The sequence below is a fragment of the Shewanella glacialipiscicola genome (assembly GCF_023283485.1).
GTDB classification, from domain to species: Bacteria; Pseudomonadota; Gammaproteobacteria; order Enterobacterales; family Shewanellaceae; genus Shewanella; species Shewanella glacialipiscicola.
In genome coordinates, this window is sequence record NZ_JAKILU010000009.1 from 87,449 (window position 1) to 101,232 (window position 13,784).

General features: G+C 44.6%; 6 protein-coding genes. 5 read left to right on the forward strand and 1 reads right to left on the reverse strand.

Annotated elements, in window-relative coordinates:
• Window positions 1-10 precede the first annotated feature (10 nt).
• The 5 genes from aceF (at window position 11) to L2717_RS09380 (ending at window position 12,890) form a co-directional block, all read left to right on the forward strand.
• The gene (aceF, locus tag L2717_RS09360) at window positions 11-2,002 is read left to right on the forward strand and encodes a dihydrolipoyllysine-residue acetyltransferase (RefSeq protein ID WP_220772225.1); all 1,992 of its coding nucleotides are present in this window, start codon (window positions 11-13) and stop codon (window positions 2,000-2,002) included.
• Between the two features lie 147 nt (window positions 2,003-2,149).
• A complete protein-coding gene (lpdA, locus tag L2717_RS09365) occupies window positions 2,150-3,577 on the forward strand; it encodes a dihydrolipoyl dehydrogenase (protein WP_220772227.1) in 1,428 nt (475 codons plus the stop codon).
• Window positions 3,578-3,717: 140 nt separating this feature from the next.
• Window positions 3,718-8,160: an EAL domain-containing protein gene (locus tag L2717_RS09370; protein ID WP_248938036.1), complete on the forward strand. Its 4,443-nt coding sequence runs from the start codon at window positions 3,718-3,720 to the stop codon at window positions 8,158-8,160.
• Window positions 8,161-8,396: 236 nt separating this feature from the next.
• Window positions 8,397-10,610 (forward strand): patatin-like phospholipase family protein, encoded by a 2,214-nt coding sequence (locus L2717_RS09375; protein WP_220772231.1) that lies wholly within the window; start codon window positions 8,397-8,399, stop codon window positions 10,608-10,610.
• Between the two features lie 237 nt (window positions 10,611-10,847).
• Window positions 10,848-12,890: a M13 family metallopeptidase gene (locus L2717_RS09380; protein ID WP_220772233.1), complete on the forward strand. Its 2,043-nt coding sequence runs from the start codon at window positions 10,848-10,850 to the stop codon at window positions 12,888-12,890.
• A gap of 77 nt (window positions 12,891-12,967) precedes the next feature.
• On the opposite strand, the gene hxpB is transcribed toward L2717_RS09380, so the two are convergent.
• The gene (gene hxpB / locus L2717_RS09385; RefSeq protein ID WP_220772235.1) at window positions 12,968-13,633 is read right to left on the reverse strand and encodes a hexitol phosphatase HxpB; all 666 of its coding nucleotides are present in this window, start codon (window positions 13,631-13,633) and stop codon (window positions 12,968-12,970) included.
• Window positions 13,634-13,784: the final 151 nt, after the last annotated feature.

Consider the following 13,784-nt stretch of genomic DNA (forward strand, 5'->3'; position numbering starts at 1 on the left):
GGTAATAAAAATGGCTGAATTAAAAGAAGTTTTTGTTCCTGATATCGGCGGTGATGAAGTACAAGTTATCGAAATCTGTGCTGCTGTGGGCGATACCCTCGCGGCAGAAGAATCGATTATCACCGTTGAAAGCGATAAAGCGACTATGGATATTCCAGCGCCTTTTGCTGGTGTATTAACCGAGTTGAAAGTGGCTGTGGGCGATAAAGTGTCTGAAGGCACCTTGATTGCTATGATGCAAGCAGCGGGCGCGGCGCAAGCTGCTCCTGCTCCGGTTGCTCAAGCGGCACCTGCGCCAGCTGCAGCACTCGTTCAAGTCGCTCCAGTCGCAACGCCAACGCAAGCGACTGAAACAAAAGTGGTTGAAGTGACTGTGCCCGATATCGGTGGTGACACCGATGTGTCCGTTATCGAAGTGCTGGTGGCTGTTGGCGATAAGATTGACGTTGATAGTGGTTTAATCACCCTCGAAACCGACAAAGCGACCATGGACGTACCCTCACCTTTGGCGGGTGTGGTTAAAGACGTTAAAGTGGCCGTGGGCGATAAAGTGTCGCAGGGTTCACTGGTGATTATGCTTGAAGTGGGCGGCGCAGCTCCAGCTGCCACACCTGCAAAAGCACAATCAACTACAGCTTCTCAGGCAGCACCTGCAGCGGCGGTTACGCCAGCGCCAGCAGCGGCACCTACTAGTGACGTCGTTGAAGTTAAAGAAATCCATGTGCCAGATATTGGCGATGCTAGCGATGTCGATATTATCGAAGTGCTAGTATCTGTTGGTGATGAAATCACCGCGGACCAAGGTCTTATCACGCTAGAAACAGACAAAGCCACGATGGAAGTGCCAGCGCCGTTCGCCGGTAAACTGCTGTCTTTGACTGTTAAAGTGGGCGATAAAGTATCGCAAGGTAGCTTAATTGCCACCATTGAAACTGTTACTAAAGGCGCTGCGCCTGTAGTACAAGCTGCTCCAGCACAGCAAGCCGCTGCGCCAGTTGCACAAGTTGCACCGACGCCGATGAGCCGTCCACCGGTACCACATCACCCAAGTGCGGGTACGCCAATATCAACAGGTGCGGTACATGCATCACCTGCAGTGCGTCGTTTAGCCCGTGAGTTTGGTGTTGATTTAACCCAAGTGACGGGTTCTGGCCGTAAAGGTCGCATCATGAAAGAAGATGTGCAGGCGTATGTGAAATACGAACTGTCGCGTCCAAAAGCCAATGCGGCAACCTCAGTCAGTTCAGGTAACGGTGGCTTGCAAGTGATTGCGGCGCCTAAAGTTGATTTCAGTAAGTTTGGTGCAGTGGAAGAAGTTCCATTAAGCCGTATCCAGAAGATTTCTGGCCCTAACTTGCACCGCAACTGGGTGACGATTCCACATGTGACGCAGTTCGATGAAGCTGATATCACCGAAATGGAAGAGTTCCGTAAGCAGCAAAACGATGTCGCAGCGAAGAAAAAGGCCGATTACAAGATCACGCCTTTAGTGTTTATGCTCAAAGCGGTAGCTAAGACGTTGCAACAGTTCCCGGTATTCAACTCGAGCTTAAGTGCCGATGGCGAATCACTGGTAATGAAGAAGTACTTCCATATCGGTGTGGCGGTTGATACGCCAAACGGTTTGGTTGTGCCAGTTGTGCGTGATGTAGATAAAAAAGGTGTTATCGAGCTATCTCGTGAATTGGCTGACATTTCTATTCGTGCCCGTGATGGCAAGCTGAAATCTGTTGATATGCAAGGTAGCTGTTTTACTATTTCGAGTTTAGGTGGCATTGGCGGTACGGCGTTTACGCCTATCGTAAACTACCCAGACGTGGCGATTTTAGGTGTGTCTAAGTCTGAAATTAAGCCTAAGTGGAATGGTAAAGATTTCGAGCCTAAATTGATGTTGCCACTGTCGCTATCATACGATCACCGGGTGATTGATGGTGCAATGGCTGCACGCTTTAGTGTGACGCTGTCAGGAATTCTGTCCGATATTCGCACATTGGTGCTGTAAACATAAAAGGCTACTCATCTTGAGTAGCCTTTTGTTTATTGTGATCGGTGTCAAACACAGGTTAAAATGCGCCCACCTTACGCGTTGGCGCATATTCGGTTGGTAGGCTAACTCCTCCAACGGATTGAATGAGAATTAGAGGAAAACATGAGTAACGAAATCAAAACTCAAGTAGTGGTATTAGGTGCAGGTCCTGCAGGTTATTCTGCGGCTTTCCGTGCAGCAGACTTAGGTCTGGAAACTATTATTGTTGAACGTTTTAGCACTTTAGGCGGCGTGTGTCTTAACGTGGGTTGTATCCCATCTAAAGCCCTATTGCATGTAGCTAAAGTCATCGAAGAAGCCAAAGCCGTTGCTGCCCATGGTGTGGTTTTCGGTGAGCCAACTATCGATTTAGATAAGTTACGTGGCTTTAAAGAAAAAGTAATTAACCAATTAACCAGCGGATTGGGCGGTATGTCCAAAATGCGTAAAGTTAACGTGGTTAACGGTTTTGGTAAATTTACTGGCCCTAACACGCTAGAAGTCACCGCCGAAGACGGTACGACTCAAGTGGTTCACTTCCAGCAAGCGATTATTGCTGCGGGTTCTCGCCCAATTAAATTGCCATTCATTCCGCATGAAGATCCACGTATTTGGGATTCGACTGACGCATTAGAACTGAAAGAAGTTCCTGGCAAGTTGCTCGTAATGGGCGGCGGTATTATCGGCCTAGAAATGGGTACTGTGTACGCTTCTTTAGGTAGCCAAATTGACGTGGTTGAGATGTTCGACCAAGTGATCCCTGCGGCTGATAAAGACGTGGTTCGCGTATTTACTAAGCAAATCAAGAAGAAATTCAACCTGATCCTTGAAACTAAAGTCACAGCGGTAGAAGCCCGTGAAGACGGTATTTATGTTTCTATGGAAGGTAAGAGCGCACCAGCAGAAGCGGTTCGTTACGATGCCGTATTAGTGGCTATTGGTCGTTCACCAAATGGTAAGTCATTAGATGCTGAAAAAGCAGGTGTTAACGTTGATGAACGTGGCTTTATCAAGGTTGATAAGCAACTGCGCACTAACGTACCGCACATTTATGCTATCGGCGACATCGTGGGTCAACCTATGTTGGCACACAAAGGCGTGCATGAAGGCCATGTGGCTGCCGAAGTGATTTCTGGCTTGAAGCACTACTTCGATCCAAAAGTTATTCCATCGATTGCTTATACTGACCCAGAAGTCGCTTGGGTTGGTTTAACTGAGAAAGAAGCGAAAGAGCAAGGTATTGCTTATGAAACCGCAACTTTCCCATGGGCTGCAAGTGGCCGTGCTATTGCTTCTGATTGTAGCGAAGGTATGACTAAGCTGATTTTCGACAAAGACACTCACCGGGTTATTGGTGGTGCCATTGTGGGTGTTAATGGCGGTGAGCTGTTAGGCGAAATCGGCCTAGCGATTGAAATGGGTTGTGATGCTGAAGATTTAGCATTAACCATTCACGCGCATCCAACACTGCATGAGTCAGTGGGCTTAGCGGCTGAAATGTATGAAGGTTCAATTACTGATTTGCCAAACCCAAAGGCAAAGAAAAAGTAATTTAACAAATGATTAAAAAAGCGCTCATTTGAGCGCTTTTTTATTGCTTCGGTAAAAAATGTAGCTGTTATGTAAACAAGCGGGTGAATTGAGACTTTTGAACTGCTACAGTGAGACTCTGGTATGAAGTAAGTAGTCACATGCAAACAAAAATAATTAAAATAATTCTGACATGTTTCATCCTATTTTTGACTGGTCTAAACGCAGTTTGGGCGGGTAGTTTTGTGCAGCGTGTTTTTACCGACAAAGATGGTTTAGCCGCAACCAGTATTCGTGGGTTAACCTTAGATGATCATGGTTTTGTGTGGGCGGCGACTGAGCAAGGTTTATATCGGGTCAGTAATTCTAAGGTGCGACGAATTGACAAAGTGGGTACAGAATCACGAATCGCCGATGATTTTGTGACTTCGGTTACCAATATCGACCGTGATCTTTTGTTAGTGAGTACCACTTCTGCGCTTTACCTGTACGACATCGCTAAAAACAAATTTACCGCTTTTGGTTCAGCCCATTTATTTGCCGACTATACCGGTGGTGCACTGATCTCTGCGACCCGTAAAGACCTACACACTTGGTTGCTGCTAACGAATAGCGGCAGTATTTTCGAATTTACGCCGACAGCCCCTAAGCTCACCTTACTCACGCAATTAACGGTGAACCGCGATTTACCATGGCGTAAATTACAGGTTATGCCAAGTGGAAAAATACTCTTAGCGGGACAGTTGCAACTCGAACGACTTAACTCTGATGGCACATTGGATATCCAATATCCGTGGGACGAAGCGAAGGGGAATATTCTCGATATGAAGGTGGATTCGTCCCATCGAGTTTGGGTTGCAACGGGGCGAGGCGTTTATCAACTTGAGCCCGATAGCCAACAGATAACCGCAGTACCTGAATTACCGGATTGGAGTGACCTGATTACTGAAGACGCTAAAGGCCAACTGTGGTTTGCCACTCGAGTTGGTTTAGTCAAATGGTCACCCGCAACACGTAAAGTTGATAATTATCAGCAGGAATTGAAAACGCAGGCCAATATGGAAATACTTAAGGCCATATTATTTGATGATGCGGGTTTAATGTGGGTGGGAGGTTCTGGTGATGGTTTAGCCTTACTTGCCTCACAGCCGGATTTTATTCTTGATAGTTATACCGCTGCCGAACCATATAAACTCAGCGATACTATGACTTGGTCAGTTTATAAGGACGATGCTGGTATTTGGCTGGGTTCTTCACATTTAGCGTTTATTGGTAAAGACAATGAAACGGCCATCGATATTCCCATTGATGGCCTAGAATCCCATGAATATATCTACAACATCGCCCGTTTCAATGATGATCTCTTGTTGCTATCCACTACCGAAGGACTCTTCGTTATTGACGAGTTAACCCTTAAAGGCACTCGTTTTTCGGATTGGGCTAAGGGCGATGATTTATTTAAAAATAAAGTTATTTTTAAAACTTATCTTGACCCATTACTCAAAGGGCGTGTTTGGATAACAACGGCCGCAGGGCTATATTTTTGGGAGCCTGGTCTTACAGTGCCACAGCCCTTTAATATTGATAAAGCCACACCAACGGATGAGCCGCTAAGGCCGACTATTCGCACTATTTATCGTGCCTCAGACGGTAAATTATGGCTGGGCGGTAAAAAGGTGTTTGGCTACATTGATGAGCAAGGTGAGTTCCATAATCAGCGTAGCTTGTTTAGTTCTTTTGCATCATCACCCACGGTCACCCATATTGAAGAAATGTCGTCAGGGGCTGTATGGTTTGGTACCTACGAGAGAGGACTATTTGAATATCAACAAGGTGAGCCATTACGTAATCTAACTGCTGAGTGGCAGGTCAGTTGCAGTGCGGTATTTTTTATTCAAAAAATTATCAATGCCGATCTCATTGGCTGTGCAGACTCACTGATCCAACACGACACAAAAACAGGAAAAGTAAGTGTATTTAATCAACTCGATGGTTTTATTTCCGACGAGATGAATGAGGGAGCCTATTTTTACTCACCTGAAACGGGTTTTTATTTAGGTACCCCAGAAGGGGTTATGCGACTGAATATCGATAAGTTAACCAATCGGGCCAACAATAATCGTGTGATGCTTGAATCGGTTTCGGTATATTACGATAACGCCACCGAAGTATCGTTACTGCCTCAACCTATGATGATCATCAAGCCCGATGCCAATATGGTGAGCTTACAAATAACCAATCTTGATTACCTTGATGACGCGCCAATTCAGTTTAAATATCGACTCCGTTATCAAGGTGAAGAGGCCAAGTATGTCTTGTTACAAGGTGAATCTCAGATAAACCTTGCAGGACTCGCTGCGGGCGATTACGTACTGGATATATTGAGCCAAGTCAATGGGATTTGGTCAAGTAAGCCGTTTTTATACCCATTTTATGTTGGGCAACACTGGTGGTTAACACAGGGTTTTAAAGGCGTGTTGTTATTGTTTTTTTCGGCGGCACTATTAAGCGTTGCTTGGTATCGACAACGACAAACGCGCGTGTTTATGCAAATGAACCAAGCGCTGATAGAGAGTGATGATAGATTAAGGCAATCACTACGTGGTAGCGATTCTGATCTTTGGGAATGGCATAAAGAGACGCAATCATTCCACCTTGATAATCGCAGTGCAGTGTTTGGCGATCATGCGACTGAAATTATTCTTTCACGGGATGAATTACCTGTGCATCCGCAAGATAAAGATAAGATTTTTGCCGAGTGGGACAGCATGCTTGCCGGTGAGATTGACCGTTTTGATACGGAATATCGCTATTGCCGTCGAGATGGTAACTGGGGATGGCTAAGGGTAAAAGGGCGTCCTATTGCTCGTAACAAACATACCAATGAGATTGAGCGAGTGGCAGGGATTTACAGTGATATTACCGTGCAGCGCCAGCTCGAAGATGACGTTAAGCTGCTTGCCCAAGCTTTTGAAAATACGTCTGAAGGCGTATTGATTTTAGATGCAGATGAAAAGATTAAAGTCGCTAACTCTGCTGCTCAGCAGATTATTGGGGTTACGCAAGACGCGTTAGTTGGACAATCTTTGTCAAATTTTTTGCAAGAAAGAGAAGATTTGTCAGCAGAAATAAACCTCTTGTTAGAGCAAGGTAGCTCTTGGACTGGAGAACGTGAACTGGTGAGTCGTAATGGCTTGTGTCCGGTATGGCTCAACGTTTCAGTCATGCAAAGCGCCAATGATAAAGTGAGTTACTACGTGGTGGTTTTTTCGGATATCACCGAACGTAAACGTACCGAAGCCGATTTACGTCGCCTAGCTAATTATGATGTCCTCACCGGCTTACCTAATCGGTCTTTATTTAGCGCGCGGCTAATGCAGTCAATACAAAATGCGCAACAAACCGGTGAAAAACTAGCTTTACTGTTTTTAGATTTGGATAGATTCAAGCATGTTAATGACTCCTACGGCCATAGTATGGGAGATGCTTTGTTAGTCGAAGCGGCTAACCGATTACAATCTTGCATTAGTAGTGAACACCTATTATGCCGTTTTGGTGGTGATGAGTTTGTGATTCTATTGCGAAATGCCGACAATCTTGATGAGATTAATCATGTTGCAGAACGGCTATTAGCACAAATCGTCACACCCTTTAGTTTGTTTGGGCGCGAGTTTTATATTTCGACCAGTATTGGGATCAGCATTTGGCCCGATGATGCGGTTCAACCTGAAGCATTTATTAAAAATGCCGACCTCGCTATGTATCATGCCAAAGAAGAGGGCCGCGGTAATTTCAAATATTATTCGTCGGAACGCAATGCACAGGCTTTATATCATTTGCGCTTAGAGGCCGATTTACGCAAGGCAATAGAACGCGAGGAGTTTGAGCTTTATTATCAGCCGCAAGTGGATATTTTACGTAACGACAAATTTGTCGGTATGGAAGCATTAATCCGCTGGCATCATCCGCAACAAGGATTGATTCGGCCTGATATTTTCATTGAGGTTGCCGAAGCCTGCGGACTGATTATTGAGATTGATCGCTGGGTGCTGCGCCAAGCCTGTATACAGGGGGCTATATGGGCTCAATCTTGTTCTGAGCCCTTTAAGTTATCGGTGAATATTTCAGCGGTGCATTTCCGTCAAGCGGATTTTATTGAAGGCGTACAACAAATTTTGCTAGAAACCGGTATGCCAGCTGCGTTTTTGGGATTAGAAATTACCGAAGGCGTACTGATGAAAGAACTGCAGATCGCTAAAAGTTACTTAAAAAAATTAAAATCTTTAGGTATTGAGGTTGCCATCGATGACTTTGGAACCGGTTATTCCTCATTAGCTTATTTACGCCATTTTGAGGTCAATACGCTCAAAATAGACCGTTCTTTCTTGATTGATATTGCCACGAATACTGCAGACCAAGCGATTGTAAGCAGTATCATTGAGCTGGCACGTAACCTTAAGCTCAATGTGGTGGCCGAAGGGATTGAAACCGTTGAGCAGCTGGAGCAGGTTTTTAGCCGTGGTTGCTACATTATCCAAGGATATTATTTTGCTAAGCCTATGTGTAGAAAAGATTTTGAAGATTATTTACAGATAAAACACTAAATATCCTCAGTAGAGTAAAACTTAACTCAAATTATAGTCGATGTGATGGGGCTGAATTGAAGGACTTAAGCTCTTCTGGGTGATCCAATGCTTACGCATAGTGAGGCGTTACCTAAACTCAACATGATATGATGTATTGTCTATTAGAGTCGGTCAGATAAAATATGTTTGCCGGTTAAATCGATAAGTTTGTTAATATCATTCAGATTTTTATCCTATAAAAAAGTAGCCTCATTATGATGCGTCAATTATTCGCTTCTTGTCTTTTGTGTTTGTTGATCACGCCCTTAATCGCTGCCGAACGACCTAAAATCGGGGTGGTTCTTAGCGGGGGTGGTGCCAAAGGTGCTGCCCATGTGGGCGTGCTTAAAGTGCTAGAAGAACATAATATTCCAGTCGATTATATTGCGGGCACCAGTATCGGCGCTTATGTCGCAGGCATGTATTCACTGGGGTACAGTGCCAGTGAAGTAGAAGAAATCATGATGGGTCTCGATTGGGACAGTGGCTATTCGGATACTATCCCTCGCAATATTTTGACTTATCGGGATAAGCAGTTACGCGATCGCTATAACATTCCACTGAACATTGGTTATAACGAAGGTGCGGTGAGAGCCCCAAGTGGGGTACTGCGTGGCCAGACCATGTCGCAACTCTTGCGTCAGTCTACCGATTTAGTGCAGCAATTTGGTAATTTTGATGATTTGGCGATTCCCTATCGTGCTGTAGCAACCGACTTAGAAACCAGCTTACCTGTAGTGTTAAGCCACGGTAGCATGGTGAATGCTATGCAAGCCTCTGCGACAGTACCAGGAGCGCTCCAACCTACCCTTATTGAGGGGCAGTTATTGGTTGATGGCGGAATTGCTAACAATATGCCCGTCGATGTCGTTAAGGCTATGGGGGCTGACATTATTATTGCGGTGGACATTGGTTCACCTTTAGTTAAACAAGATAAGTTAGATAGCACCATTGCTGTATTAGACCAGCTGTCAAACTTTTTGACCAACGCGAGTACGGCAAGGCAAAAGCAACTACTGACAGACAAAGATGTATTGATCAGGCCCGCTATTGATGCCTTAAGCACCACTGATTTCACTATTATGCCCTTGGCATTAACCCTCGGAAAAGATGCCGCCAACGAGCAGCTGGGTAAATTGAGCGCGATGAGCGTGAGCCCTGAAGAATATACCGCCTACGTCGAGGCAAAAAGGGCCAAAGGTAAAACCTTAATGGCTGATGTCAGCCATCCCATTAATGAGATTGTTTTTGATAACCAGTCTAAGGTGAGCTTGAACCTGTTAAAAGAAGCGTTGAATCTGAAAGAGGGGCAGTCAGTCACTAAAGATGATCTCAATGATGCATTAAAACGCATTTACTCCCTCAATAAATTTGAACGAGTCGATGCTGAGTTTGCCGAAGGGGAGGATGGCCGCATACTGACGGTCACGACGAGGGCGAAGTCCTGGGGACCTAATTATTTCCAGCTAGGTTTTAATTGGGAGGATGATTTTAACTCAGAGTCTGCCATCAGTTTTGATATGGCTTACACCATGACTGATTTAACCTTTAATGGCGGCGAGTGGCGCAACGAAGTTAAACTCGGTTTTGAAAAGTTATTCGCAACTGAATTCTATCAACCCTTAGACAGGGATCAGCAGTTTTACACGCGTGCTCGTTACCAATATGAAAATAAAAACTGGGATCTCTACGATAATAATAGTCGTGTCTTAGTTTTAGATAAACAAACGCATAGTGTTGAGTCTGGGATCGGTTACAACTACACCCTTCAAGGGCGCATCGAGTTAGGCATTGTCGCAGAAAAAGGCGCTATCGTTAACGATGCTTGGCTAACCGAGGACTTAGATTTTAGCTCCTACGGCGCTTATTTTAAATTTGGTTACGATAGCCTAGATAGTATTAGCTTTCCGACATCGGGAAACCGGGTGACCTTAAACGTTTATGTGCGTAATGAAGATCTTGATTATCTTCTCGACGATGGCAAAAATGGCTACAGTGTGCAAATTGAAGCTGACTGGAAAGGCGCGTTAAGTGTGGGTAATCATGCCTTTGTGGGTAAAGCCTCATTCGCGACCATTAACGATGATTTCAGTACCTTGCATTTGGCTGAGCTCGGTGGTTTTTTAAATCTATCGGGTTACCATAAAGATTCTTTGATGGGTGCACATAAAGTATTTGGTGCTTTTGTATATCAATATGATTTGGGGCGTGATGTGCTTGGTATGACAGATTACCCTCTATATTTAGGTTGGAGTTTAGAGTCGGGTAATGTGTGGGATGTCCGCAGTGATGTGTCTCTCACTGATTTAATTTATGCCTCAAGTATTTATTTTGGTACCGACACCTCCATGGGACCTGCGGCTTTAGGCTTTGGTGTTTCCGATCTAGGTGATAAATCATTTTATTTATTTGTAGGTAAAAACTTCTAAATTTTGTTCAAACATTCACCGCGTATTAAAATTAAAGGCATCAATATTGATGCCTTTAATTTTGGTTTATCCCAATCAACTTTTAAAGAGTCTGTTTAACTCAACTCAGTGAATGTAAGCTGATGTTGTTACAAAGAGTCATAACCATTTACAAAATGTGACTACAGACAGTAGATGCAAAATGTTAAGGTTTTACTGGAAAAATAATAACACTCTCAATGGAAGCTGGGGAAAACAATGAAAAAGATAAGCACACTAGCATTAGGCATTGCCTTGGGTTTAGGTTTAGCGGCTTGTAGTACTGAGCCTAAAACTGAAGTCGCCGCCGTATCTGGTATTGAATTACAAAACTTTGATACCTCAGTTCGCCATCAAGACGATTTTTATTACAGCGTTAACGGTAAATGGCTTGCCAATACGCCTATTCCTGCTGATAAGTCGAACTACGGCGCATTTTCAGTGTTGTACGATCAAAGCCAAGATGCTTTGAAAAAAATCATCGATGAAGCAGCGGCTAAAAAGAATCCAGCGGCAGGCTCTAATGAGCAGAAAATCGGTGATTTTAATGCCAGCTTTATGAATACCGATTTACTCGAAACCTTAGGCGCCGCTCCTCTTGAACCATTGCTTGCCGATATTGCCTCGGTGAAAACACACCGCGATTTACCCGCGGTAATGGGAACATTGTTGACTCATGGTTCAGGTATTCCTTTTGGTTTTTACGTTAATAACGATGCCAAAAACTCAACCCAATATGCGGTATATTTAAGCCAATCGGGGCTGACGCTGCCAGATCGCGATTACTACCTTAAAGATGACCCTAAGTTTGCCGCTAACCGCCAAGCAATGGCGAAATATGTCACCGACTTATTGACCGAAGCGGGTTATAAAAATGCCAAACGTGCGGCTAAAAGTGTCGCCGATATTGAAATGATGATTGCAAAAAGCCAGTGGAGCCGTGTGGAGTCTCGCGATGCCAATAAGGCTTATAACAAGTTAGATCGCGCTGAGCTGCAAAAGCTAACGGGTCAATTTGATATCAATGCCTTTGCCGCAAGTGCAGGCTTAGACGATAAAGTAACAGACATAATTGTGCGTCAGCCTTCTTACTTTGAAAAGCTTGGTGCTAATTTTGACAGTTTTCCTGTTGCAGCTTGGCAGGATTATCTCACCTTCCATTTGGTCGATAGCTACGCAGAGCTGCTCAGTAAAAACTTTGTCGATTTGAACTTCGCCTTTAAGAGTAAAACTCTAATGGGGATTGAAGAGCAGCAACCGCGCTGGAAAAAAGCCGTGGATGGTGCCGACCAAGTGATTGGCGAGCTGGTGGGCGAAGAATATGTTAAACAATATTTTAAACCAGAAGCCAAAGCACGCATGGAAACCATGATCAAAAACTTGATCAAAGGTTTTGAAGTCAGCATTAATGAACTTGAGTGGATGACGCCAGAAACGAAAATTGCCGCCCAAGAAAAACTGTCCAAATTTACCTATAAAATTGGCTATCCAGATAAATGGAAAGATTATTCAGGCTTAGACATCAAAGCCGACGAGTTAGTCGGTAACTATATGCGTTATGCCCAGTTTGAATATCAAGACATGATCAACAAGCTCGGTCAGCCAATCGATCGTACTGAATGGGGTATGACGCCGCAAACCGTGAATGCCTATTACAGTCCGGTGAAAAACGAAATTGTTTTCCCTGCGGCTATTTTGCAACCGCCATTCTTTAATATGGATGCCGATGATGCAGTCAACTATGGTGGCATTGGTGCGGTAATTGGTCATGAGATCAGCCATGGTTTTGACGACCAAGGTGCCAAATACGATGGTGATGGTAACCTGCGTGATTGGTGGTCGGATAAAGACCGCGAAGAGTTCCAAAAGCGTGGTAAACAATTGTCGGCACAATATTCGGGTTACGAAGCGCTACCGGGTCAATTTGTGAATGGAGATTTAACCCTTGGCGAAAACATTGGTGACTTAGGCGGTTTAACTGTGGCGGCACGTTCTTATCTAATGAGCCTCAACGGTAAACCCGCGCCCGTGCTCGATGGCTTAACGGGTGAGCAACGCTTCTTTGTGGGTTGGTCGCAGGTATGGCGTCGTAACTACCGTGATGAAGAGCTGAGCCGCCGTTTGCTCACCGATCCGCATTCACCGAGTCATTATCGTGCTATGGGCACACCACGTAACGTGGAAGCCTTCTATAAAGCCTTCGAGATGAAAGAGGGCGATCAAATGTATTTAACGCCCAATGACCGAGTGAAAATTTGGTAACGCAAGCGATTAGCTAAACTTAAACTTAAATTTAAACGCAAAAGCCAGACAATGTCTGGCTTTTTTATGGCATGCCGTTACGCGTAATTTGCCAAAATGGCAGGTAAATCTAACAAGTTACGCGCTTGATGGTGAGCGATGACCCATTTTGCTTCACCTTGTTGCTCTGGCGCAGGAATCGCAACCGTTTGCATATTGGCTGCGCGGGCAGCGATTAAACCATTAAAAGAGTCTTCAATGGCTAAGCAATAGCGGGGATCGACATTTAACGCCTTGGCACAGTTTAAATACACTTCAGGGTGCGGCTTACCATAGGTGAGATTTTCGGCAGATTGCACCGACATAAATTTATCGCTCAGTGCCAGTTTTGATAATACCGCTTCAATGAGCGGTGTGGATGAGGAGGTTGCTAAACCAATTTTTAGCCCCAGCGCTTGGCAGTGTGCCATCGTTTGGTGCACACCGAGCATGGCTTCGCCGCTGCGTGAAATTTCCCGCGCTACTTTATCTACAATCGTTTGGCTGACCTTGGCGTTATCATAATGAGGCCAAGGCGCTCTGCGATACCAATAATCGACACATTGGTCGATACGCAAGCCAGTCGTTTGGTGAATTGCTTCTATCGTAATCGGGACGCCTAAGGCTGATAACACTTCCAACTCTATCTGTTGCCACAGGGGCTCAGAATCGATTAAAACGCCATCCATATCAAAAATAACCGCTTGAAGACTTAGGGATGTCATGGGTACTCCGCTGCTGAGGTAATAGGAATGAATATCTTTTATTGAACCCGAGTGTAAGTTTTTGCTTAAGATCTTAAAAGCCAAGAGGCCGCAATATAAGAAAATTTACATATATTTGAGTGCGAATACAGAAAAACATCGGTTTGATTTT